At 70.6% G+C, this 21,861-nt stretch carries 23 protein-coding genes; 7 read left to right on the top strand and 16 right to left on the bottom strand.

Going from position 1 to position 21,861, the window contains the following annotated elements; all coding sequences use genetic code 11:
- The first annotated feature begins 246 nt into the window (after positions 1 to 246).
- Positions 247 to 1,194: a GTPase Era gene (era, locus tag EST54_RS16325; protein ID WP_372448095.1), complete on the top strand. Its 948-nt coding sequence runs from the start codon at positions 247 to 249 to the stop codon at positions 1,192 to 1,194.
- Positions 1,195 to 1,222: 28 nt separating this feature from the next.
- Here the strand turns inward: era and EST54_RS16330 are convergent, their stop codons facing one another.
- From EST54_RS16330 to EST54_RS16345, 4 genes are all read right to left on the bottom strand, one after another.
- Positions 1,223 to 2,464, bottom strand: a complete 1,242-nt coding sequence (locus EST54_RS16330) for an MFS transporter (RefSeq protein ID WP_129248366.1) — start codon at positions 2,462 to 2,464, stop codon at positions 1,223 to 1,225.
- On the bottom strand, positions 2,461 to 3,837 hold the full coding sequence (locus EST54_RS16335) for a GH1 family beta-glucosidase (protein WP_129248367.1): 1,377 nt from the start codon (positions 3,835 to 3,837) through the stop codon (positions 2,461 to 2,463). The genes EST54_RS16330 and EST54_RS16335 overlap by 4 nt, the downstream gene beginning before the upstream one ends.
- 112 nt (positions 3,838 to 3,949) lie before the next feature.
- Positions 3,950 to 4,216 (bottom strand): protealysin inhibitor emfourin, encoded by a 267-nt coding sequence (locus EST54_RS16340; RefSeq protein ID WP_129248368.1) that lies wholly within the window; start codon positions 4,214 to 4,216, stop codon positions 3,950 to 3,952.
- A gap of 157 nt (positions 4,217 to 4,373) precedes the next feature.
- Positions 4,374 to 5,459 carry a M4 family metallopeptidase gene (locus tag EST54_RS16345; protein WP_129248369.1) on the bottom strand — a complete coding sequence of 362 codons (1,086 nt, stop codon included), beginning with the start codon at positions 5,457 to 5,459 and terminating at the stop codon, positions 4,374 to 4,376.
- 325 nt (positions 5,460 to 5,784) lie between these two features.
- Here EST54_RS16345 and leuA point away from each other — a divergent pair, with 325 nt between their 5' ends.
- The 3 genes from leuA (at position 5,785) to EST54_RS16365 (ending at position 9,813) form a co-directional block, all read left to right on the top strand.
- Entirely contained in the window at positions 5,785 to 7,563 is a 1,779-nt protein-coding gene (gene leuA, locus EST54_RS16355; protein ID WP_129248370.1) for a 2-isopropylmalate synthase, read from the top strand.
- A 214-nt stretch (positions 7,564 to 7,777) separates the two neighbouring features.
- Entirely contained in the window at positions 7,778 to 8,845 is a 1,068-nt protein-coding gene (locus tag EST54_RS16360; protein WP_239012358.1) for an SGNH/GDSL hydrolase family protein, read from the top strand.
- Between the two features lie 260 nt (positions 8,846 to 9,105).
- A complete protein-coding gene (locus EST54_RS16365) occupies positions 9,106 to 9,813 on the top strand; it encodes a TerB family tellurite resistance protein (protein WP_129248371.1) in 708 nt (235 codons plus the stop codon).
- A gap of 73 nt (positions 9,814 to 9,886) precedes the next feature.
- On the opposite strand, the gene EST54_RS16370 is transcribed toward EST54_RS16365, so the two are convergent.
- The 8 genes from EST54_RS16370 to EST54_RS16405 form a co-directional block, all read right to left on the bottom strand.
- Positions 9,887 to 11,122 (bottom strand): cytochrome P450 family protein, encoded by a 1,236-nt coding sequence (locus EST54_RS16370; protein WP_129248372.1) that lies wholly within the window; start codon positions 11,120 to 11,122, stop codon positions 9,887 to 9,889.
- The gene (locus EST54_RS16375; protein ID WP_129248373.1) at positions 11,038 to 12,420 is read right to left on the bottom strand and encodes a cytochrome P450; all 1,383 of its coding nucleotides are present in this window, start codon (positions 12,418 to 12,420) and stop codon (positions 11,038 to 11,040) included. Before EST54_RS16375 ends, EST54_RS16370 begins: the two co-directional genes overlap by 85 nt.
- Complete coding sequence (locus EST54_RS16380) at positions 12,417 to 12,995, bottom strand: GTP-binding protein (RefSeq protein ID WP_129248404.1); 579 nt, start codon at positions 12,993 to 12,995, stop codon at positions 12,417 to 12,419. Before EST54_RS16380 ends, EST54_RS16375 begins: the two co-directional genes overlap by 4 nt.
- A 28-nt stretch (positions 12,996 to 13,023) precedes the next feature.
- Positions 13,024 to 13,386 (bottom strand): DUF742 domain-containing protein, encoded by a 363-nt coding sequence (locus EST54_RS16385; protein WP_006605714.1) that lies wholly within the window; start codon positions 13,384 to 13,386, stop codon positions 13,024 to 13,026.
- Complete coding sequence (locus EST54_RS16390) at positions 13,383 to 13,811, bottom strand: roadblock/LC7 domain-containing protein (protein ID WP_129248374.1); 429 nt, start codon at positions 13,809 to 13,811, stop codon at positions 13,383 to 13,385. Before EST54_RS16390 ends, EST54_RS16385 begins: the two co-directional genes overlap by 4 nt.
- A complete protein-coding gene (locus EST54_RS16395; protein ID WP_129248375.1) occupies positions 13,808 to 15,289 on the bottom strand; it encodes an ATP-binding protein in 1,482 nt (493 codons plus the stop codon). The genes EST54_RS16390 and EST54_RS16395 overlap by 4 nt, the downstream gene beginning before the upstream one ends.
- Positions 15,290 to 15,531: 242 nt before the next feature.
- Positions 15,532 to 15,744, bottom strand: a complete 213-nt coding sequence (locus EST54_RS16400) for a DUF397 domain-containing protein (RefSeq protein WP_129248376.1) — start codon at positions 15,742 to 15,744, stop codon at positions 15,532 to 15,534.
- Entirely contained in the window at positions 15,741 to 16,562 is an 822-nt protein-coding gene (locus EST54_RS16405) for a helix-turn-helix domain-containing protein (protein ID WP_129248377.1), read from the bottom strand. Before EST54_RS16405 ends, EST54_RS16400 begins: the two co-directional genes overlap by 4 nt.
- Before the next feature lie 112 nt (positions 16,563 to 16,674).
- On the opposite strand from EST54_RS16405, the gene EST54_RS16410 reads away from it, so the two are divergent.
- From EST54_RS16410 to EST54_RS16420, 3 genes are all read left to right on the top strand, one after another.
- Positions 16,675 to 16,896 carry a hypothetical protein gene (locus EST54_RS16410; RefSeq protein ID WP_129248378.1) on the top strand — a complete coding sequence of 74 codons (222 nt, stop codon included), beginning with the start codon at positions 16,675 to 16,677 and terminating at the stop codon, positions 16,894 to 16,896.
- Positions 16,897 to 16,944: 48 nt separating this feature from the next.
- Positions 16,945 to 17,691 carry a DNA repair protein RecO gene (recO, locus tag EST54_RS16415; RefSeq protein WP_093488665.1) on the top strand — a complete coding sequence of 249 codons (747 nt, stop codon included), beginning with the start codon at positions 16,945 to 16,947 and terminating at the stop codon, positions 17,689 to 17,691.
- 96 nt (positions 17,692 to 17,787) lie between these two features.
- A complete protein-coding gene (locus EST54_RS16420) occupies positions 17,788 to 18,606 on the top strand; it encodes an isoprenyl transferase (RefSeq protein WP_129248379.1) in 819 nt (272 codons plus the stop codon).
- A 102-nt stretch (positions 18,607 to 18,708) separates the two neighbouring features.
- On the opposite strand, the gene EST54_RS16425 is transcribed toward EST54_RS16420, so the two are convergent.
- The 4 genes from EST54_RS16425 to EST54_RS16440 all read right to left on the bottom strand — a co-directional run bounded on the left by EST54_RS16425 (position 18,709) and on the right by EST54_RS16440 (position 21,755).
- Complete coding sequence (locus tag EST54_RS16425; RefSeq protein WP_129248380.1) at positions 18,709 to 19,284, bottom strand: hypothetical protein; 576 nt, start codon at positions 19,282 to 19,284, stop codon at positions 18,709 to 18,711.
- Between the two features lie 105 nt (positions 19,285 to 19,389).
- A complete protein-coding gene (locus tag EST54_RS35030) occupies positions 19,390 to 20,436 on the bottom strand; it encodes an NlpC/P60 family protein (RefSeq protein ID WP_203525293.1) in 1,047 nt (348 codons plus the stop codon).
- A gap of 144 nt (positions 20,437 to 20,580) precedes the next feature.
- On the bottom strand, positions 20,581 to 20,937 hold the full coding sequence (locus EST54_RS16435) for a WXG100 family type VII secretion target (RefSeq protein ID WP_129248381.1): 357 nt from the start codon (positions 20,935 to 20,937) through the stop codon (positions 20,581 to 20,583).
- Between the two features lie 389 nt (positions 20,938 to 21,326).
- A complete protein-coding gene (locus tag EST54_RS16440; RefSeq protein ID WP_129248382.1) occupies positions 21,327 to 21,755 on the bottom strand; it encodes a Fur family transcriptional regulator in 429 nt (142 codons plus the stop codon).
- Between the last annotated feature and the right edge of the window lie 106 nt (positions 21,756 to 21,861).

The following is a 21,861-nucleotide window of genomic DNA, read 5'->3' on the forward strand; positions in this document are numbered from 1 at the left end:
CGCCGGGCACGGTGCGCCTAGACGAGTAAGTCCTATCTCCTTTCGTCCGCCCGTAGGGCGGGGCCCGCGGCGTCTGGCACGCACGCTCGCTGCGTTGTCGGGATCATCCCGGTACACCCAGTACCGGGACGACCCTCCGCCTTGCGATCGCACGCACCAGACGCCGCGGGCCCCGCCCTACGGGCGGACGAAAGGAGATAGGACTTACTCGTCTGGTGGTCGGAGCCGAGCCCGGGATCGGGGAGAATGGGCGCCATGAGCGTTCGTACAGAGTCCTCCGCCGCGCACCGCGCCGGCTTCGCCTGCTTCGTCGGTCGCCCCAACGCGGGCAAGTCCACCCTCACGAACGCTCTCGTCGGCACGAAGGTGGCCATCACCTCCAACCGCCCGCAGACCACCCGGCACACGGTGCGCGGCATCGTCCACCGCCCCGAGGCCCAGCTGGTCCTCGTCGACACCCCGGGGCTGCACAAGCCGCGCACCCTGCTCGGCGAGCGGCTGAACGACGTGGTCCGCACCACCTGGTCCGAGGTCGACGTGATCGGCTTCTGCCTGCCCGCCGACCAGAAGATCGGCCCCGGCGATCGCTACATCGCGGCCGAGCTGGCCGACATCAAGAAGACCCCCAAGGTCGCCATCGTCACCAAGACCGACCTGGTCGACTCCAAGGCGCTGGCCGCCCAGCTGATCGCCATCGACCAGCTCGGCAAGGAGCTGGGCATCGAATGGGCCGAGATCATCCCGGTCTCGGCGGTGGGGGCCACCCAGGTGTCGCTCCTCGCGGACCTGCTCGTCCCGATGCTCCCCGAGAGTCCGCCGCTCTACCCCGAGGGCGACCTCACCGACGAGCCCGAGCAGGTCATGGTCGCCGAGCTGATCCGCGAGGCCGCGCTGGAGGGCGTACGCGACGAGCTGCCGCACTCGATCGCGGTGGTCGTCGAGGAGATGCTGCCGCGCCAGGACCGCCCCGCCGACAAGCCCCTCCTCGACGTCCACGCCAACGTCTACATCGAGCGCCCCAGCCAGAAGGGCATCATCATCGGCCCCAAGGGCAAGCGCCTGAAGGAGGTCGGCACCAAGTCCCGCAAGCACATCGAGGCCCTGCTGGGCACGCCCGTCTTCCTCGATCTGCACGTCAAGGTCGCCAAGGACTGGCAGCGCGACCCCAAGCAACTGCGCAAGCTGGGCTTCTGAGCCCCGCCGGGCCCCGCGGGCGGTCCCCCTACGGCACGCCCCGGATCCTGCGCACCAGCAGCGCCCCCAGCAGCCCGACCGCCGCGGCGGTGAAGTACAGCACCCGGTAGCCACCGAGGTCGTGCACGAGCGGCCCGGCCAGCGCGGGGGCGGCCACCTGCGGCAGCGAGTTGGCGATGTTGAGGACGCCCATGTCCTTGCCGCGGTGGGCGGCGGCCGGCAGCACATCCGTCATCAGCGCGAAGTCGACGGACGTGAAGACGCCGAACCCGACGCCGAGCAGCGCCGCCGCGCACAGCGCCCCCGCCCACGTCTGCCACCCGGCCAGCATCGCGGTCGCCACCGCCATGAGCACGCCGGCCCCCAGCACGAACGGCTGCCGGCGCCCGACCCGGTCCGACCAGAACCCCCCGGCCACCACCGTGCCCAGCAAGGTCACCCCGTTGACCGCGGTCAGCACCAGCACCCCACCGCCCGGGTCCGGCAGCCGCAGCACATCCCGCAGGTAGTACAGGAGATACAGCAGGGCCAGGGCGTTGCCGAGGTTGATCAGGAACCTCGTCAGCCAGGCCCACCCCAGATCGGGATGGCGGCGCGGGCCGATCCAGAACGATGCGAGCAGCGTCCGCGGGGTCAGCGCCGGCCTCCGCGCGGCCGGCAGCACCGGGTCCCGGTGCAGCAGCACGTACGGGAGGGCCCCCAGCAGCGTGAAGCCGGCACAGGCGGCATAGCCCGCGCGCACCCCGCCCGCGGCCGTCGCCAGCCCCGTACCCGCCACCACCCCGAGGATCTGCGCGGCCCCCAGCCAGCCGCCCACCGCGCCCCGCTGCCGGTACGGCACCCGGTCGGGCACCGCCGCCGTGATCGCCGCGAACGCCGCGTTCAGGGTGAGCTGCACCAGGCACCACCCCAGCGTCATCCCCGCCACCGTGCCCGCCCCGGCCAGCAGCACCAGCGCGCCGGCCCCGCCCAGCACGCCCGCGAGGATCCACGGCCTGCGCCGCCCGAACCGTGAGGCCGTACGGTCCGACAACGCCCCGGCCAGCGGATTGCACACCATCGAGACGGCGGCCCCCAGCCCCGTCACCCACGCCAGCACCGATTCCTTCGGCACTCCGGCCGGCGCCAGCTCCGCGGCCTGCAGGGCGAGCAGGATCTGCAGCGGCCCGTACCACCCGGCCCAGATCGCCCCGTTGGCCAGCGACAGCGCGGCCGTCCAGCCCGGCCCGACCGGCTCCGACGGCGCCTGGGGAGCCGCCGGTGCGCTCACCCCCGGGCCTGCTCCCGCAGGGCGTCCCGCAGCCAGTGGTACGAGGCCTTGGGCGTCCGCTGCAGCGTCGCGTAGTCCACGTGCACCAGCCCGAAGCGCCGCGCGACCCCCTCCGCCCACTCGAAGTTGTCCAGCAGCGACCAGACGAAGTACCCGCGGACCTCCACCCCGGCGTCCATGGCCGCGTGCAGCGCCCGCAGATGCCCGTCCAGGAACGCGATCCGCTCCCCGTCCTCGATGCCCTCGTACGCGCACCCGTTCTCGGTGATCACGACGGGCGGCAGCCGGTCCCCGTACCGCTCCCGGAACGACACCAGCAGCTCGGTCAGCGCCTGAGGCACCACCGGCCACCCGAAGTCGGTCCGCGGATACCCCGGGATCTCACGGGGCGCGAAGGGCAGCTCGGGGGGCAGCCGGATCCCGCCGAAGGAGGCCGGTCCGGAGCCCTCGGCCGCCGGGGCACCCACCAGCGTCGGCTGGTAGTAGTTGATCCCGTACCAGTCCAGCGGCTGCGAGACGATCCGCAGATCCTCGGCGACCGGCCCCGGCAGCAGCCCCGCCAGCTCCTCGTCCGGATACCTCCCGAGCAGCAGCGGCTCCGCGAACAGCCGGTTGAGCAGCAGGTCGTAGAGGTCGGCCGCCGCGGTGTCCGCCTCCGCCGCGCTCGCCGGCCAGGTCGGCCCGTGTGAGTTGGCGATCCCGATGTTCCTCGCCCCCTGGGCCCGCAGCGCCTGGACCGCCAGCCCGTGGCCCAGCAGCTGGTGATGCGCCGCCGGCAGCGCCTCGAACAGCAGCTGCCGCCCCGGCGCGTGCTTCCCCAACCCGTAACCCAGCAGGGTCAGTTCGGCCGGCTCGTTGAGCGTGATCCATCGCTCCACCCGGTCCCCGAGCCGCCCCGCCACCACCTCCGCGTACGCCGCGAAGCGCTCGGCCGTCTCCCGGACGAGCCAGCCGCCGCGCTCCTCCAGCGCCTGCGGAGTGTCCCAGTGGAACAGCGTCGGCACGGGGGCGACCCCCGCCGCCAGCAGCTCGTCCACCAGCCGGTCGTAGAAGTCCAGCCCGGCCCCGTTGACCGCCCCGCTCCCGTCCGGCACCACCCGCGGCCACGCCACCGAGAACCGGTAGGCCCCGACCCCGAGCTCCCCCAGCAGCGCCACGTCCTCGCGGTACCGGTGGTAGTGATCGGTCGCCACCCGCGGATCGGACCCGTCCTTGATCCTCCCGGCTTCCGCCGCGAACACGTCCCACGCGGACCGTCCCCGCCCGTCCTCGCCCACCGCCCCTTCGATCTGCGCGGCGGACGTCGACACCCCCCACACGAAGTCACGGGGGAAGCGGGGCAGGGGCAGCGAGTGGTCCGGCACCGTCGTCATGGACGAGATCCTTGTAACCGCCGGTAACAGTGTCAAGGGGGCGGCGGTGCAGGGGAGTTGGGCTCAGGGCGGGCCGGTCGGCGGCCGGTGCTGCGGAGCCGGCCGATGCCGCCTACGAGCCTTCCTTCATCACCTTGGTGATCAGCGTCCGCTGTTCCTCGGTGAGCCGCGGATCGGAGCAGTACACCGTCCGGCCGTCGACCGTGATCTGGTAGCTGAAGCCGTCCGGGACCCCGACGGGGGGTTCGGTGCGGGCGGTGGCGACGGCCTTGTCGGCCAGGGTCCGCCAGTCCGCGGCGTCGTCGCGGCCCGTGGTGTCGATCTCGGCGCGGCGGTCGACGCCGCTGAAACCGCCGGTGCGATGGACGTGGATGCGCATAACGGGCTCCTTGGACGACAGACGTCTTACCCGGACTTCTACCCCGCGGGGGCACGGTATGCGTGCGCGGGCGGGGCGCGGGGCGGCTCCGCGCGCGTGCGCGGGGCGGGGACCCGCTGCCGAGTCCCCGCCCCGCGGACCTCGTACCCGCGCCGTGCTACTTGGGGGTCACGCCGACCTGGTTCCAGGCCTTGACCATGGCGTCGTGTTCGGCGCCGGCGCCGAAGCGGGCCTGGGCGGCCTTGATGGTGAGCCCGGCGAAGTCGGCGAACTGTGCGTTCTTGGCGAGCTTGCCGCCGGTCAGGACGTCGTACCAGACCTGGCCGGCCCGCTCCCAGGCCTTGCCGCCGAGCGCGGAGGCCGCCAGATAGAAGGCGTGGTTGGGGATGCCGGAGTTGATGTGCACACCGCCGTTGTCGCCGGTCGTGTGGACGTAGCCCTTCATCGTGGCGGGCTGCGGGTCCTTGCCGAGGACGTCGTCGTCGTACGCGGTGCCGGGGGCCTTCATCGAGCGAAGGGCCTTGCCGGTGACGTTCGGGCCGAGCAGCTCGGCGCCGACCAGCCAGTCGGCCTGGTCGGCGGTCTGGCCCAGCGCGTACTGCTTGATCAGCACGCCGAAGACATCGGAGACGGACTCGTTGAGGGCGCCGGGCTGGTTCTCGTAATCGAGGTTGGCGGTGTACTGCGTGACGCCGTGGGTCAGCTCGTGGCCGATGACGTCGACGGGGATGGTGAAGTCCTTGAAAAGGTCGTTGTCGCCGTCGCCGAAGACCATCCGCTCGCCGTCCCAGAAGGCGTTGTCGTAGCGCTGGCCGTAGTGGACGGTGGCATTGAGCGGCAGGCCGGCGCCGTCGATGGACTTGCGGCCGTAGACCTTGAGGTAGAGCTCGAAGGTGGCGCCGAGGCCGGCGTGGGCGCGGTTGACGGAGGCGTCCTTGGCGGGGCCGTCGGACTCCGAGTGCACCTTGTGGCCGGGCAGGGTCGTCCCGTGGCGGGCGTCGTAGATGGTGCGCTTCGGCTTGTCGGCGGCGGCCCCGGGCTCGCCGGGGGTGAGGTCGCGGGCGGCGATCTCGCGGCGCTGGGCGCGCTGCACGTGGTCGTGTTCCAGGGTGCGGCGAGCGGGCTCGTGCCGGGCCGGGTCGTCGGACTGGGCCAGGTTGTCGAGAATGTGCGGAGGGATGATCGTGCAGAACACGGGCGAGCCGCAGCTGGCCGCCTCTGACGTCGCGTTGTTGAGGTCCATGATTAGACGGTGGCACTGTGTAATGCAGCTGTCACTGCCTGCGGCTGAAATTCCCGGAAAAGTGTGGTTAGTCGCATTTATGTCCTCCGGGGCGTCCCGTCCCGCATACTGATACGCCACCGCCATACATGACATACCTCAGCTAGGGTGCTGTGCATCATGCGTTTCGGGCTGCTTCTCCTTAGCTGCCGCGGCGAGGGCCTGTAGTCGTAGGCCGACCCCCTCCCCGCGGAGTTCGGTGTTGCGATCTTGTCGCCCCGTCGGCCCCCTCCTGACTCCCCGTGAGCAGAGGGACCCCAGCGGAATACGAGGAGCCCCACGCACCATGTCGAATCCGTCGAACCCCGCAGATCATGCCGTCGGCCGCCGCACCCCGGTGACGAACGCGACGCAGCTGCAGCGGGCCTCCGGCATGCCGGTCCACAGGTACAGCCGCTACGAAGCGGTCGACATCCCGGACCGCACCTGGCCGGACAACCGCATCACCGCCGCGCCCCGCTGGCTGTCGACCGACCTGCGGGACGGCAACCAGGCGCTGATCGACCCGATGTCGCCGGCCCGCAAGCGCGAGATGTTCGATCTGCTGGTGCGCATGGGCTACAAGGAGATCGAGGTCGGCTTCCCGTCCTCCGGTGAGACCGACTTCGCCTTCGTCCGCTCCATCATCGAAGAGGGCGCGATCCCCGAGGACGTGACGATCTCCGTCCTGACGCAGGCCCGCGAGGAGCTGATCGAGCGGACCGTCGAGTCGCTGCGCGGCGCCCACCGCGCCACGGTGCACCTGTACAACGCCACCGCGCCCACCTTCCGCCGCGTCGTCTTCCGCGGCACGAAGGAGCAGGTCAAGCAGATCGCCGTGGACGGCACCCGGCTCGTCATGGAGTACGCCGACAAGATCCTCGGCGACGAGACGATCTTCGGCTACCAGTACAGCCCGGAGATCTTCACCGACACCGAGCTGGACTTCGCCCTGGAGGTCTGTGAGGCGGTCTGTGATGTCTGGCAGCCCGAGGAGGGCCGCGAGATCATCCTGAACCTGCCCGCCACCGTGGAGCGTTCGACGCCGTCCACGCACGCGGACCGCTTCGAGTGGATGTCGCGCAACCTGTCCCGCCGCGAGCACGTATGCCTGTCGGTGCACCCGCACAACGACCGGGGCACCGCGGTCGCTGCCGCCGAGCTGGCGATCATGGCGGGCGCCGACCGCATCGAGGGCTGCCTGTTCGGGCAGGGCGAGCGCACCGGCAACGTCGACCTGGTGACGCTGGGCATGAACCTGTTCTCCCAGGGCGTCGACCCGCAGATCGACTTCTCGCAGATCGACGAGATCCGTCGCACCAGCGAGTACTGCAACCAGATGGAGATCCACCCGCGCCACCCCTACGCGGGCGATCTGGTCTACACCGCCTTCTCCGGCTCCCACCAGGACGCCATCAAGAAGGGCTTCGACGCCATGGAGGCCGCGGCCACCGCCGCCGGCAAGAGCGTCGACGACATCGAGTGGGCGGTTCCGTACCTGCCCATCGACCCGAAGGACGTCGGCCGCTCCTACGAGGCCGTCATCCGCGTCAACTCGCAGTCCGGCAAGGGCGGTATCGCCTACGTCCTGAAGAACGACCACAAGCTGGACCTGCCGCGCCGGATGCAGATCGAGTTCTCCCGGATCATCCAGGAGAAGACCGACACCGAGGGCGGCGAGGTCACGCCGGCCGCCATCTGGTCCGCCTTCCAGGACGAGTACCTGCCCACGCCGGAGAACGCCTGGGGCCGGATCGCGCTGCGCTCCGCCCAGACCTCGACCACGACCGAGGGCACCGACGCGCTCACCGTCGAGGCGGTCGTCAACGGCGCGGACACCGTGCTGACCGGTACCGGCAACGGTCCGCTGGCCGCGTTCATCGACTCGCTGGCCGCGATCGACGCGGACGTGCGCGTACTGGACTATGTCGAGCACACCATGAGCGAGGGCGCCGGCGCCCAGGCCGCCGCGTACGTCGAGTGCGCGATCGGCGACAAGGTGCTGTGGGGCGTCGGTATCGACGCCAACATCGTCCGCGCCTCGATCAAGGCGGTCGCCTCGGCGGTCAACCGCGCCGCGCGCTGACCTGCCGGACGGCCCCGACCAGCGGACCCGAGCACTGAGTTGCTCAAGGCGCCCCCGCAGCCCCCACCGGGCTGCGGGGGCGCGCCGTGGTGCGGCACTGCCACCTGAAGGTGGGGTTTGGAATCCGCGGGAGTAACTCTGCGTAATTGAGTTGGTACTTTTGGTGATGAGCGCCGGTCGGACAGGCCGCGGCGCGTACGCCAAGGACGTGCAGATGACCAGATTTCGCATGCCCGCACTCTCCCGGCTGGCTCTGGCGGGAGCCGCCGCTCTCGCCGTGGTGGCATCAGCCCTCGCACCGGCGGCGACCGGAGCACCGGTCCCGGCGGCCGACCGTCCGGAGTACGTCGCGCTCGGCGACTCGTACAGCGCCGGTGTGTTCGTCCGCCCCTGGGACGCCGGCGACGGCTGCGGCCGCTCGTACCGCAACTACCCCCACCAGGTGGCGGAGCGGTTCGGTTACCGGCTGAGAGACGTGACCTGCGGAGCGGCCGAGATCGTCGACGGGATTCTGGAGCCCCAGCCGTCCGAGAAGATCCTCGGCCCGCCGACGATCCCGCCCGAGGGGGGCTGGCCCGAGCTGCCTCCGCAGCTGGAGGCCCTGTCCCTGGACACCGACTTCGTCACCATCGGCATCGGCGGCAATTCCCTCGGCTTCGGGGGCATCCTGGGCAAGTGCCTCGAACTCGGGCTCACTCAGCCCCTGAAGACCAAGCCCTGTACCGACTACTACACCGGCAGCGGGGCGGGGGCGGACTGGCTGCAGGACCGCTTCGCGCAGGTCGACGCCGACTTCGGCCGCATGATGACGGCGATCCACGAGGCCGCGCCGCATGCCAGGGTCGTCGTCGTCGGCTATCCGGCCATCGTTCCGGACAACTCCGGCTGCAGCTTCCTGCACTGGAACCAGCTCGGCAGCGTCAAGAAGGGCGATATGCCCTGGCTGGACGGGCTCGAACGGCGCCTGAACGACCTGCTGCACCGGCACGCCGGCCACCAGAACGCGACCTATGCCGACACCTACGAGTCCAGCGTGGGCCACGGCGTCTGCCAGAGCGGGGACGCGAAGTGGATGTACGGGATCAGGGACAACCTCACCGGTGACGGCGACCAGACCGACCCGCCGACGGAGCTGTGCAACGACATCCCCGGCACCGGCGAGGCCTGCACCCTGGTCCACCCCAACGCCCGCGGACTGGACAACCAGGCCCGGGAAGTGGCCAAGGTCCTCCAGCGCGGAGGGGGCACGCACCCCGGGCTGTTGACGGCCCCGCAAGGCTGACGCCGCCGGAGCGCTGCTGACCCCGTACGCCCGGCGACCTCGGCCGACGCGCGGCGGCCGGGTCCCTCCAGGGCGCCGACGAGGCCCCGTCCCGCCCCTCCGGGGCAGGACGGGGCCTTCAGTCATCCGGCCAGTTGTCCGATACGAGATGCTGACGCCACATCACACATGTGGCTAACATCACGTCCCATACGGCGACGGGGCCATGGGGTGTCTTCCGTGCTGTGAGGGCTACGGGGCAGTTACGGAGGGCTGACGAGATGCACAAGATGTGTGTGATGGGCGTGCGCACGTCCTGGCGTACCGTCGCCGACGGCGAGTTCTTCTGTCCGGACTGCGGCGGGGACCGCAACTACCTCCGCCGGACCGGCCGCCGCCGGCTCACCGTCCTCGGCGTCCCGCTGCTCTCCCGCGGCGCCGCCGGACCCGTCCTGGAGTGCTCCGCCTGCCGCGGCCACTTCGGCCCGGACGCCCTCGACCACCCCACCACCGTCCGCTTCTCCGCGATGCTCAGGGACGCCGTCCACACCCTCACCCTGGCGCTGCTGGCGGCGGGCGGCACCTCGTCGCGTGCGGTCCGCGACACCGCCGTCGCCACGGTCCGCGCGGCCGGCTTCGCGGACTGCTCCGAGGACCAGCTGCTGACCCTGCTCGCCGCGCTCGCCGCCGACACCGGCCGGGTGACCGGGAGTTACGACGGGGCGGCCGCCGGTGGCTGTGCCCACCAGGGCATGGACCCGTGCGGCACAGCGCTGGCCATAGAGCTCCACGAGTCGCTGGAGCCGCTGGCCCCGCACCTCGCCCCGGCGGGCCGGGAGGCGCTGCTCCTCCAGGGTGCCCGGATCGCGCTCGCCGACGGCGCCTACACGCCCGCGGAGCGTGAGGTGCTCAGCACCGTCGGCAGCGCGCTGATGCTCCGCCCCGCCGACACCCACCGCCTGCTGGCGGCGGCACGTACGCCGTCCTGAGCCCGAAGCGGCAACGGCCCCGCCCTCCGAAAGCGGATGACGGGGCCGGGTAACCGGCGGCGGCCGGGCCGGATCAGCCCGCGGTCAGCCGTACCGGCAGACTGCGCAGGCCACCCGAGATGAAGCCGTCCGTTGCCGCCAACTCCTCGGCCGGAACGGCCAGTTGAATGTCGGGGAAGCGGGCGAACAGGGCCGGGAGGGCGATCCGGGCCTCCATCCGGGCCAGCGGGGCGCCCAGGCAGTGGTGGACGCCGTGGCCGAAGGCGAGGTGCTCCGGGTCGGTGCGCCGGATGTCGAAGTCGGCGGCCGTGTCACCGTGGAAGGCGGGGTCGCGGCCGGCCGCGGCGTATCCCGGCAGGATCGCCTCGCCCTTGCGGATGGTGGGGCCGCCCGGGATGCCGATGTCCTCGACGGCGAAGCGCAGCGGCAGGCTGGCGATGCTCGGGGCCCAGCGGAGGGTCTCCTCGATGACGTCCTTCCAGGAGACCTCGCCCGCGAGCACCAGTTGGAGCTGGTCGGGGTGGGTGAGCAGGGCGTGGACGGCATTGCCCAGCAGGTCGACGGTGGTCTCGTGGCCGGCGCCGATGACCAGCAGCAGGGTGTCGAGCAGCTCCTGCTCGGTCATCCGCTGGCCCTCGTCGTCCCGGGCGGAGACCAGCAGGCTCGTCAGGTCCTCGCCCGGGTGCGCACGCTTGGCGGCGACCAGCTCGCTGAGCAGGGCGAACACGCCCGCGGCCGTGGCGCCGGCCTGTTCCGGGGTGGCCGTGGTGTCCATGATGGCCGTGACGAGACGGGCGAGTTCGGCGCGCGGCGCGCCCTCCGGGAAGCCGAACAGCTCGCAGATGACCTGCATGGGCAGCGGGTGGTTGAAGCGCGCCCGCAGGTCCAGGGGCTCGCCCGCCGGGTGGGCGGCGAGGTCGGCCAGTAAGGCCTGCGTGATGCTCTCCACCCGCGGGAGGATGGCCTCGGTGCGGCGGGCGGTGAACGCCGGGGCGATCAGCTTGCGCAGCCGCCGGTGATCGGCGCCGTACGCGGTGAACATGTTGGTGACGCCGATCCAGGACTGCAGCCAGCTGTTGCGGACCTCCTCGCGCTGCCAGGCCGGCCAGTGGTCCCGGGGGTTCTTGGAGACCCGGTCGTCGGTCAGCAGCTGCTTGAGCAGGGTGTGGCTGGTCACCGTCCATGCCTCGATGCCGCCCGGCAGTTCGGTCCGGGCCACCGGGCCTAGCGCGCGGAGGCGGGCTGCCTCTCCGTGGATGTCGCTTCCGACCGGGTCGATGACGTAGGGCCGCTGTCCCTGTTGTGCCATGGAGTTGCTCCTGCCTGGTCGGGGGTGATGGGCGTGAAGCGGGCCGGCAGCGAGACCAGGGCCCGGTGGAACGCGCCGTTGCGCCACTGCAGCGTGGAGGCGTCCACGGCGAGCTCGATGTCGGAGAGCCAGGCGGTGAGCCGCTCGATCGCGGTGGTGGCGATCAGCAGCGCATGCCGCTTCACGGGGCAGGCGTGCGGACCGGCCGCCCAGGCCAGGTGCGAACCGCCGCCCGAGCCGGGCCCCGGCTGACCCGTGGTGTCGAACTGGCTGTTGGCGGCCGCGTACGACACCATCACCAGCTGCCCCTTGCGCACCCAGGTGCCGTGGAAGAAGACGTCACGGACCGGGAAGTGGGCGGAGTAGTTGGTCAGCGGCGGGTCGTTCCACAGCACCTCGTTGATCGCGTCGTGCGCGGTGAGCGCACCGCCGGTCACGGTGCTGTAGTAGCGGTCGTCGGAGAGCATCCGCGACAGCGCGTTGCCGATGAGGTTGGCGAGCGGCTCGTTGCCCGCGCCCATCGTGAGGATGATGTTGTGGATCAGCTCCTCGTCGTTCAGGCCGTTGCGGTGGTCCATGAACCAGGAGGTCAGGTCCGGCCCGCGCTGCGCCTTCTTCGCGCCCACCAGCTCCATGATGTAGGTGGTGAACGCGTCGTTGGCGGCGGCGGCCTCCTCGGGGGAGTTGCCGTCCAGCATGCCCGCGATGGCCGCGATCAGCCGTTCGCTGTACGAATCCGGCAGCCCGAAGAGGTTGTTGAACATCAACAGCGGGATCAGCCGCGCATAGTCGGCGATCAGATCGACCTCGCCGTGCGCACCGAAGCGCTGGATCAGCATGTCCGCGGCGTGGTGGACGCGGGCCCGCAGCTCATGCGGCTCGACGAGCTTGAAGCTGTCGACGATGACGTCCCGGTAGCGCACGTGCGCCGGCCCGTCGGCGTAGAAGACGTTGGGGCGCCACATCAGCATCGGCATGACGGGGGAGTCCGGAGGGACGGTCGTCATCCACTCCCGGGAGTCCTTGGACCAGGTGGCGTCGTCGTGCAGCAGATCGAGCGCCGCCCGGTAGTCGGTGACCAGCATCGCGGTCACCTCCGGCGCGATCTCGACCGGTGCCACCGCGCCGTACTGGCGCAACTGCGCATAGATACGGCGCGGATCGGCGGCGAAGTCCGGTCCGTAGAGCTTCACCGGCGTCTGGGCGTCGGGCTGCGCCGGCGCGTACTGCTGCGGAGGGGCGGCGTGCGCCGGGCAGCCCGGTGGCGGCGCGGCTCCCGGCTGGTGCGGGGAAGTCACGGGTTCGGGTTCTCCTCGGGGGTGTGGGCCAGGACGTGCCCGACGAGCGCGATCAGCGCGTCGACGGACTGTTCCCGGTCGCGGGCATCGCACATCACCAGCGGTGTGTCGGGGTGCAGATCGAGGGCGTCGCGGAGCTTCTCGGCGTCGTAGTGGGGCGCGTCGGGGAAGGTGTTGACCGCGACCGCGTAGCGCAGCCCGGCCTCCTCGACGATGTCCATCACCTCGAAGGAGTCCGCCAGCCGGCGGGTGTCGGCGAGGACGAGGGCGCCCAGCGCACCGCGGGCGATGTCCTGCCACAGGGGCCGGAATCGTTTCTGCCCGGGCGTGCCGAACAGATACAGCACCAGGTCCCCGGGCAGCGTCAGCCGTCCGAAGTCGATGGCGACGGTGGTGGTGGTCTTCTCCCGGACACCGGCGAGATCGTCGACACCGGCGCCGGTCTGGGTCATGACCTCCTCGGTGTGCAGCGGCGGGGTTTCGGACAACGCCCGGATGAGCGTGGTCTTGCCGACCCCGAACGGTCCCGCGACCAGCAGTTTGACCAGGGTCTGGTGCTCGCCGGAGAGGTACATGTTGCCGGTGCCCGCGGCCGTGTCGGCGCTAGCACTTGAGAGAGCGGAGTCCATCGAGAACCCTCTCCAGGATCTGTCGGTCGAATTGCTCGGCTTCGGGAATGGGGGGCCGGGCGTGCAGCCGCCCGGCGTCGACGAGATCGGCCACCAGCACCTTCACCACGCTCACGGGGAGGTGGAGATGGGCGGCGACCTCGGCCAGAGACAGCGCCCCGGGCTGGAGCAGCTCCAGGATGCGCTGCTCCTCCGGGCGTACCTCACTCGTGATCGGCATCCCCACGCCGTGCAGCAGGGTCAGCCGGTCGAGGGTGTTGCGGCTCGGCCGGGCGCGTCCGCCGGTCGCCAGATAGGCCGGTACGAGGCGCCTGCCGCTGCTCTGGCGGGGCGTCATGCCGGGTTACCGAGGTCCCGGGCCGGGCTGTTCATGACCTTGTTGCCCAGCGTGGTGACCTGGATCTGCATCTGGTGTGCGACGACGCCCATGTTCACCTCCGGGCCGGCGAAGACGGCCAGGCAGGTGTTCTCGCCGGCCGGTATCGCAAAGACGAAACCTTCATCGGACTCGATGACCGTCTGCCGCAGCCTGGTGTCGTCCTTCTCGGCGAACGCCGCGGTGACGGCACGTCCCGCGCCCTGGAGCGCGGACATCATGGCGGCGACACCCTCGGCGGAGTCCCGCTTCAGCCCCGGCGAGGAGCCCTCGATGAAGCCGTCACCGGAAATGACGGCCGCGTGAATAACATGCGGCAACTCCAGGAGGGGCGTGAGCACCCAGGACTTGTCCTCGGCGACACGGCGGCGGGTGGGGCTGTTCATGATTGAGCGTTCCCTTCGGGACTGCGAGGGGGTTCTGACTGGACGGCTGCCCGGCCGGATTCGGTGCCGCGCTGGAGTGCGGCCCAGCGGGACCCGGTCTCCTCCGGGGAGCGCAGGGGCGGCGAGGCGGTGCGCTCGGCGCTCTCCTCGCTCTCGGATACGGGCTTACGGCGGCGCCGGCGCGGGAGTTCGCCCTCCTTCTGGACGGGCGGCGCGGCCTCGGGCCGGTCGTCCCGCTGCGGAGCCGGAGCCGGAGCAGAAGCCGGAGCGGGAGCCTGAGCCGCCGGTGCGGCGGCGGCGGACGGGGCGGGCGCGGCGGCGGCCGGCGACGCGGTGCCGGTCGGCAGCACGGACGCGGACCGGTCCGGCACCCCCGGACGGTGCGGCATCGGAGCCATCACCGACATGGGCTGGGCGCTCTCGTCGAGGACGGTCAGGAGCGGGTCGCCCGGGATGTACACGACCGCGCGCACGCCACCGTACGGCGACGGCTCGACATGCACGCCGAAGCCGTACTGGCGCACCAGCTGGCCGGCGGCGGCGAAGCCGGACCGCGGCGGGTCGCCGAGCTGGGTCAGCAGCACGTCCTCGTCGCCCGCCAGCAGCTCCATCGCGGCCTTGATCTCGTCGTCGTGCATGCCGACGCCGTAGTCGTCGACGAGGACCGACGCACCGCGGTTGCCCTGCTGAAGGGTGATGGTGACCGGAAGTTCACGGTGCGAGTGGTGCAGCGCGTTCGCCAGCAGCTCGGTGACGACGATCGCGACCGGCTCGACGGCCCGCGCGACGACGGCGACCGGGTCGCGCAGCTGGTTGCTGACCTGTACGCGGTCGTAGCCGCGCAGCCGGGAGGTGGCGCCGACGACCAGCTCGGCGAGGTAGGAGTCCTCGCGGGTCAGCCCCGGCCAGGCACCGCACACGACGCCGGTGGCCTGCACGCGCCGCAGCGCCTGCTCGTTGAGGAAGTCCGCGTTCAGCAGGTCCTGGGCGACGTCCGGGTCGTCGTAGCGGTGCTGCATCTCCTGGAGCGCCGTCTGGAGCCGGTAGAGCAGCGCCTGGATGGTGGTGGTCGCCCCGCGCAGCGTGGACTGCGCCGCGGCGTCGACCCGCGCCCGCTCCTTGGTGATGGCGTCGCTGACCTGCTCCAGTACGGCGCTCAGCGCCCGGTCGGCGTCCGTCCCGGCGAACCGGGTGTCCAGCAGCCCCGGTACGGGCACATGCGGGTGCGCCAGCGCCGTCGTCAGATCGGGGAGCCGGGTCTCGGCCAGGTGCCGGATCTCGGCCTCGGTGGCGCGCAGCCGGGCCGTCAGCTCCGTATTGCTGTGGAGCGTGGCGCTGTTCTGTTCCTCAGCGGCGGTGAGGCGTGATCTCAGGTCCGCGCGCTGTCCGCGCGCTCGGATCGAGAGCGCCGCCAGGACCACGGCGGCGGCCGTACCTGCGCTGAGGCACCACAACAGCGCCTCCGGTATGGATGTCATCGAGATCCTCAAGTGGGGTACTGACGGGGTCGGCCGGCCTGCACGGGCGTCGTGTTGCCGATCATCACCGGATGCTACCGGGGAGCTGACGTGCTGTGAGGGGCGCTTCCCGTGGGGGACTGAGAAGCGCGGAAGGTCGCCTTCCGCCCATGTTGACCCGGACCATAACGTGATGTGGCCCCGTCATCCAGGGCGATGGCGGGGCCTTTGTGTGCCTGTTGTGTGTACCCGGTGAAAGACGGTCAGGCGTCCCCGAGTTGCCCGCCTTTGACGGCGTCGACGAAGGCGCTCCACCCGGCGGCCGGGAAGACCAGGGCGGGGCCTTGGGGGGACTTGCTGTCGCGGACGGGGACTACGCCGGGGTGGGTGTCGGAGACCTCAAGGCAGTTGTCCGGCTGACCACTGCTGTAGCTGCTCTTGCGCCACTGGGCGGTGGCCAGGTCGTATCGGCTCATGAGTTCCTGTAGCTCTCTGCCGCCGACTCGATCAGAGCTAGGGATGCCTCCGGCGACAATGCGGCGGCCCTGATGAGATCGTAAGTTGCCTGTGCCCGCTTCACCGTGGTGGGTTCGTCAACTAGTTGGCCCCAAAACATCCCCTCCGTATAGAGGGTTGGCGGTGCGTCCTCGAAGTCCATGAGCCTCATGGACTTGGACATGCCTGCATGAGCGCCTTGCGCGTAGGGAATCACCTGGATCAGCACCCGGCGGCTGTGCGCGAGGGCTGCGACGTGGTCCAACTGCTCGGCCATGCAGGCCGCTCCGCCGACCGGTGTTCGCAGCGCATGCTCGTGGATGATCGCCCAGTAGGTGGGATTCGCAGGGCCCTTCAGGACTTTGGCTCGTTCCAGTCGTGCGGCAATCCATCCGTCCAGCTCGTCGTCGGCAACGAAGGGGTTGTCCGCCAGCATCACTGCGCGGATGTACGCCGCCGTCTGTAGCAAGCCCGGCACCAGCACGGAGTCGAATTCGCAGATCTTGATCGCGAGGGCTTCCAGCTCCGCGGCGGCTGCAAAGTAGTCCGTGAAGTTGGATGCGTTGATCAGCTTTCGCCACATCCGCTCGAAAAAGCCATCGGATTGCAGGACGCCATCGATCCGGATCGCCACATCCAGCTGCGGCTTCCGGATCGCCTGCTCGAACTGGCCGATGTAGCCGCCGGACACGAAGACCATCCCCCCAAGTGCCTCCTGGGTTAAGCCCGCGTCCTCCCGTCGCCGCTTGAGTTCCGTGCCCCAGAATTCCCACGCGGCCTGACGTGATGCGTTGGCCATGGCATTCGTCCTTTCTCTGCGCGCCCGTTGCAGTGTCGGCCCCCTTGCCCAGCCTAGTTCCGTAGCGTCACTCTCTGACTGCGAACAGTGAAACCCCTCACGGAAAGTGCGGATGCTCATGCAGCAGCAGTTCAAGGAAGTGGAAGACGTGACGACGGAATTGCGGGAGGCGCTGGCCCGTGCGGGGGTGGTCCTCCCGTCGCTGCGTCCGGACCCCGTGTCGATCGCCCACCGCTATCTGCCGCCACTCGTTGAGCTGGGGCGATGCTCGATGGACGTCGCCCGCAAGCTCACCGCCGCGCTGGCCGAGCCCTCCCGGGGCGACCGGGTCTGAGGACGGGCTGAGGGTCACCCGGTCCCGCCGATGCGCGAGAATGACGCCATGAGTCTGTTCCGCGACGACGGCATCGTGCTGCGCACCCAGAAGCTGGGCGAGGCGGACCGGATCATCACGCTGCTCACCCGAGGCCACGGACGGGTTCGTGCCGTGGCCCGGGGGGTGCGGCGGACGAAGTCGAAGTTCGGGGCGCGGCTGGAGCCGTTTTCGCACGTCGACGTGCAGTTTTATGCGCGCGGCAGCGAGCTGATCGGGCGCGGGCTGCCGCTGTGCACGCAGAGCGAGACGATCGCGGCGTACGGCGGCGGGATCGTCACCGACTACGCCCGCTACACCGCCGGTACCGCGATGCTGGAGACCGCGGAGCGGTTCACCGATCACGAGGGCGAGCCCGCCGTGCAGCAGTATCTGCTGCTGGTCGGCGGGCTGCGGACGCTGGCCCGCGGGGAGCACGAGCCGCATCTGGTGCTGGACGCCTTCCTGCTGCGCTCGCTCGCGGTGAACGGTTATGCGCCGAGTTTCGACAGCTGTGCGCGGTGCGGAATGCCCGGTCCGAACCGGTTCTTCTCGGTTGCGTCGGGCGGTGTGACCTGCGGTGACTGCCGGGTGGCGGGGAGCGTCGTACCCTCCTCTGAAGCCATTGCGCTCCTGAGCGCGCTGCTGACCGGCGACTGGGAGACTGCGGACGCCTGTGAGGCCCGCCATGCCCGCGAGGGCAGCGGACTGGTCACGGCGTATTTGCACTGGCATCTGGAGCGGGGCCTGCGTTCCCTCCGGTACGTAGAGAAATAACGCAAGCGACACCCCCCGACCCCCTCAAGACACCCCGAACACCCGACCCCCTCAAGACAGCTCGACCGCACAAGACACATAGGAGACGTGGGCCGCATGGCACGACGCGGGATTCTGGGCCGTAATCGACGTGAGTACGTGACGCCGGAGCCGCACCCTTCCGGTGCGCGGCCGCCGAAGATCCCCGGTGAGCTCGTCCCGAACCATGTCGCGGTCGTCATGGACGGCAACGGCCGGTGGGCCAAGGAGCGCGGGCTGCCGCGCACCGAGGGTCACAAGGTCGGCGAGGGCGTCGTCCTGGACGTCCTCAAGGGCTGCATCGAAATGGGCGTGAAGAATCTTTCGCTCTACGCCTTCTCGACGGAGAACTGGAAGCGGTCGCCCGAGGAGGTCCGCTTCCTGATGAACTTCAACCGCGATGTGATCCGCCGGCGCCGTGACGAGATGGACGCGCTGGGTATTCGTATCCGATGGGTCGGGCGGATGCCGAAGCTGTGGAAGTCCGTGGTGCAGGAGCTCCAGATCGCCCAGGAGCAGACCAAGAACAATGACGCGATGACGCTGTATTTCTGCGTGAATTACGGCGGGCGTGCGGAGATCGCGGATGCGGCGGCCGCCATCGCGGCGGATGTACGGGCCGGAAAGCTGGACCCGTCGAAGGTCAATGAGAAGACCGTCGCGAAGTACATGTACTACCCGGACATGCCGGATGTGGACCTCTTCGTGCGGCCGTCGGGCGAGCAGCGGACCTCGAACTATCTGATCTGGCAGAGCGCTTACGCCGAGATGGTCTTCCAGGACATCCTGTGGCCGGACTTCGACCGGCGGAACCTGTGGGAGGCGTGCCTGGAGTACGCGAAGCGGGACCGCCGGTTCGGGGCGGCGCCGGTGGTGGAGGGCGAGTCCGCGACGTAAGGACGGCGGGTAACGGGCCCATGAGGCTCGTGAGGCTCATGAGAAGGGGGCCGGTGGTGTTCGGGCGAACGCCACCGGCCCCCTTTCCCGTAGCCGTACCCGTCAGGAGTGCCAGATCTCGCGGAGGTGCGAGACGGCGCCGGAGCCGTTCAGGGTGAGCTCGTAGATGTCTCCCGAGCAGGCGAGCGGCGGCTTGACCTGGTCGTGCTTCAGGCAGGCGGTGAGGTGCCCGGAGAGCGTGGCGAGGGACACCGTGCGGTGGCCGGTCGCGCTCGTGGTCAGCTCGGCCGTGGCTCCCGCGGCCAGCCGGTACCGGCCGGCCTTGCCCGTTCCCGCGTATCCGCCGCCGTTGGGGTCGCAGGCGAACTGCGCCTCCTTGACGGACAGTCGGTCCCCGGCCGGCGCCCGGGTGACCTGCACCATCCGGTGCCCGTTGGCCAGCTTGGCCGGGGTGCAGTCGGACGACGGTTCCGGGTCGATCGGCAGGTCCTTCTGCCCGGCGGCGGAGGCCGTGGGGGACGGCTTGTCGCTCGGCGCGTCGGCCGGGGTGGACTCCGGTGACGGGGCGGAGGGCGCGCTCGCCCGGGAGGAAGCGGCCGGGTCCTCGCCCTTGCAGGACGTGAGCGTGGCCAGCGACGCGGCAAGGACGGCCGCGGTGAGCAGTCGGCGGGTGAACATACAGGCGTTCTCTCTCGTGTGCGGATCGGAGGCCGTGCGGGACGGACGCCGTACGGGCCGGGGGCCGTGCGGGCCGGCCGCCGCCCGGAGCGGAATCCGTGCGGGTCAGAGGCCGTTGCGGCGGTAGGGGACGTACGGCTTGCCGATCGACCTCTCGTGGGCGGCGTCGCCCGAGTAGTACGGGTACGGGATGACGTGGGAGACGGTGCCCTGGGAGCCGTTGTCCTCCAGGGCGATGTACTTCGTGTGCTCCTTGTCGGCCCAGCCGCCGAAGAGGACGGTGTGGTCGCCGGCGATCAGCGCGTCGCCCGGCTGGAGATCGTCCTTGGTGATCACGTGGGCGGTGTCGTTGCCCATCAGGCCGTAGGTGTTCAGGCCCGGCGGCTCCAGGCCCCAGGCGGCGGAGACGAAGCCCGAGCAGTCGTCGCGGTAGCCGTTGGTGGTGGCCGACTGGCTGTAGCCGATGCGGTGGTTCACCCGCTCCAGGGCGCGGTCGATGATGTCCTTGCGCTCGCCGGGCAGCCCGGAGGTGTCGGGGGCCGTCTCGACGCCCGCGCCGGTGGTGGTGTGGTGCTTGCCCGGCGACCAGGCGTCCCAGTCGCCCTTGGTGTCCCACTTGCCGTCGCCGTGGCCCTGGGCGGGGGCCGGGCCGCCGGCGCCGCCGCCGGTGCTGCCGCCGCCACCGCCTGTGCCAGCGCCACCGCCTGCGCCGCCTCCGCCGCCACCGCCGTTCCCGCCTCCTCCGCCGCCGGTGTGGCCGGGCGAGGCGGGGGAGTCGTGCCGCGTGCGGTCCTTGATCTTCTTCAGCGCGTCTTCGATCTTCTTCTCGTTGGCCTCGTACTCGGCCTTGACCTTCTTGATCTTCTCGGCGTCCCCCGCCAGCTCCCCGAGCAGCTTCTTCTTGCTCTCCTCAAGGCGCTTGCTGACCTCGGCGATCTCCTTCACGTCCGCGAGCACCTGGTAGGCGATCCCGAAGCCGGGGAGTGACGCGAGCGGTGCCGCGGCGAGGTCGATCGAGGCCGCGGTGATCAGCGTCTCCTTGATCTCCCCCAGGTGCTGGTTGAGCTCCGCCATGCGCCGGCTGACCGAGTGCCAGTCCTTCTCGATCTTGGCGAGCTCCGCCATCTCGACACCGAATGTGTCGCCTGCCATCCGAACAACCCCCGTGATGTGGTGGTGAACCGCGAAGAATCCGGCATGCCGGGCCCGGGTGTTCCGGGGGCGCCGGCTCCGTGAAGGTGAGCCCTGTGAATGCGGGCTCCGGCAGGGCCGGGCCCGTAAGAGAGTGACGGTCCGTCAGTAGACCTTGGAGAGCCGGTCGACCGACTCGCCCAGCGTGGTCAGATCGTCGGAGATCTGGTTCATCTCCTTGACGCGGCTGTGCGCGACGGCGACGAAGGCGTCGGAGGCCGGGCCGTGCCAGGAGAGCTTTCCGAGGGTGGAGTTGATGTCCTTGGTGAGGACGTCCAGCTCCTTGCTCAGCGCCTTCAGCTCGGCCGAAATCTTCTGCAGATCCGCCTCGCCGCCGCCGAACATCTGGGTCAGCGCCCAGTGCGCGATTTCGGCCGGCGCCATCAAGACGTCCTTGCCGACCTCGACCACATCGCCGACCAGCTTCGTGCCGTCGTCCCAGAGCTCGCCGAGAACGCCCATTCCTACCCCCCGTGGTGTGCGCGTACAGCCGCGCTGATGGCTCGCCGAGAATACCACCAGCGTGTACCTGACAGCTTTTCTCGCGCGGGGTGAAACGGAAGCCGGAGCGGGCGGCCCAGGCGGCCTCACCCGGCAGGCCGGGGCGGCATTGCCGTGCAGGTCGGGACGGGTGCCACGAGTGGTGGGCGGAGCCGGCCGGGCAGCTCACGGAACCGGGCGCGGCCGCCCGCCGGACGTCCGAGACACCGACCGGGCCTCCGCACCGAGACATCGAGAGAGCCGCCTGCGCACCGGAACACCGAACGGGCCGCCTCCGTAAGGAAGCGGCTCGATCGGCTGGTCATCGGCTCCAGGGGGTCGGCCCCTGGGCTTCTGCGGGTCCGGGTCGTCTACTGCTTGTCGCCGGACGCCTCCGCGCACTCCCCGCAGGTCCCGAAGATCTCGATGGTGTGCGCGACGTCCCGGAAGCCGTGCTCCGCGGCGATCTGGTCGGCCCACTTCTCCACCGCGGGGCCCTCGACCTCGACGGCCTTGCCGCAGCTCCGGCACACCAGATGGTGGTGGTGATCGTCGGTGCTGCACCGGCGGTAGACGGCCTCGCCGTCGCTGGTGCGCAGCACATCGACCTCACCGGCGTCGGCGAGCGACTGCAGCGTGCGGTAGACGGTGGTGAGCCCCACCGAGTCGCCACGGTGCTTGAGCATGTCGTGCAGCTCCTGTGCGCTGCGGAACTCGTCGACCTCGTCGAGTGCGGCCGACACCGCGGTCCGCTGCCGCGTCGACCGGCCGCGTACCGGAGATCCCGCGCTCGTCGCCACCGTTGCCTCCCTAGGACGTCAGGACTTCCCCCTGCACGTGCGTCCTGCCATTGTGCCAGGTGATGACCGGCCCCCTGGGGGGACGCTTACACGCACATCTGTCTGC

It is taken from the genome of Streptomyces sioyaensis, assembly GCF_004122735.1.
Lineage (GTDB): Bacteria > Actinomycetota > Actinomycetes > Streptomycetales > Streptomycetaceae > Streptomyces > Streptomyces sioyaensis.

Excerpts from the sequence above, each read along its gene's own strand:
- EST54_RS16405 (WP_129248377.1), bottom strand. The coding sequence starts at position 16,562 with ATGGCCAACGCATCACGTCAGGCCGCGTGGGAATTCTGGGGCACGGAA.
- EST54_RS35030 (WP_203525293.1), bottom strand. The coding sequence starts at position 20,436 with ATGGCAGGCGACACATTCGGTGTCGAGATGGCGGAGCTCGCCAAGATC.
- EST54_RS16385 (WP_006605714.1), bottom strand. The coding sequence starts at position 13,386 with ATGACGCCCCGCCAGAGCAGCGGCAGGCGCCTCGTACCGGCCTATCTG.
- EST54_RS16370 (WP_129248372.1), bottom strand. The coding sequence starts at position 11,122 with ATGGCACAACAGGGACAGCGGCCCTACGTCATCGACCCGGTCGGAAGC.
- EST54_RS16380 (WP_129248404.1), bottom strand. The coding sequence starts at position 12,995 with ATGTACCTCTCCGGCGAGCACCAGACCCTGGTCAAACTGCTGGTCGCG.
- EST54_RS16365 (WP_129248371.1), top strand. The coding sequence starts at position 9,106 with ATGCACAAGATGTGTGTGATGGGCGTGCGCACGTCCTGGCGTACCGTC.
- EST54_RS16335 (WP_129248367.1), bottom strand. The coding sequence starts at position 3,837 with ATGACGACGGTGCCGGACCACTCGCTGCCCCTGCCCCGCTTCCCCCGT.
- leuA (WP_129248370.1), top strand. The coding sequence starts at position 5,785 with ATGTCGAATCCGTCGAACCCCGCAGATCATGCCGTCGGCCGCCGCACC.
- EST54_RS16390 (WP_129248374.1), bottom strand. The coding sequence starts at position 13,811 with ATGAACAGCCCCACCCGCCGCCGTGTCGCCGAGGACAAGTCCTGGGTG.
- EST54_RS16400 (WP_129248376.1), bottom strand. The coding sequence starts at position 15,744 with ATGAGCCGATACGACCTGGCCACCGCCCAGTGGCGCAAGAGCAGCTAC.
- EST54_RS16425 (WP_129248380.1), bottom strand. The coding sequence starts at position 19,284 with ATGTTCACCCGCCGACTGCTCACCGCGGCCGTCCTTGCCGCGTCGCTG.
- EST54_RS16340 (WP_129248368.1), bottom strand. The coding sequence starts at position 4,216 with ATGCGCATCCACGTCCATCGCACCGGCGGTTTCAGCGGCGTCGACCGC.
- era (WP_372448095.1), top strand. The coding sequence starts at position 247 with ATGGGCGCCATGAGCGTTCGTACAGAGTCCTCCGCCGCGCACCGCGCC.
- EST54_RS16410 (WP_129248378.1), top strand. The coding sequence starts at position 16,675 with ATGCTCATGCAGCAGCAGTTCAAGGAAGTGGAAGACGTGACGACGGAA.
- EST54_RS16395 (WP_129248375.1), bottom strand. The coding sequence starts at position 15,289 with ATGACATCCATACCGGAGGCGCTGTTGTGGTGCCTCAGCGCAGGTACG.
- EST54_RS16360 (WP_239012358.1), top strand. The coding sequence starts at position 7,778 with ATGACCAGATTTCGCATGCCCGCACTCTCCCGGCTGGCTCTGGCGGGA.
- EST54_RS16435 (WP_129248381.1), bottom strand. The coding sequence starts at position 20,937 with ATGGGCGTTCTCGGCGAGCTCTGGGACGACGGCACGAAGCTGGTCGGC.
- recO (WP_093488665.1), top strand. The coding sequence starts at position 16,945 with ATGAGTCTGTTCCGCGACGACGGCATCGTGCTGCGCACCCAGAAGCTG.
- EST54_RS16345 (WP_129248369.1), bottom strand. The coding sequence starts at position 5,459 with ATGGACCTCAACAACGCGACGTCAGAGGCGGCCAGCTGCGGCTCGCCC.
- EST54_RS16420 (WP_129248379.1), top strand. The coding sequence starts at position 17,788 with ATGGCACGACGCGGGATTCTGGGCCGTAATCGACGTGAGTACGTGACG.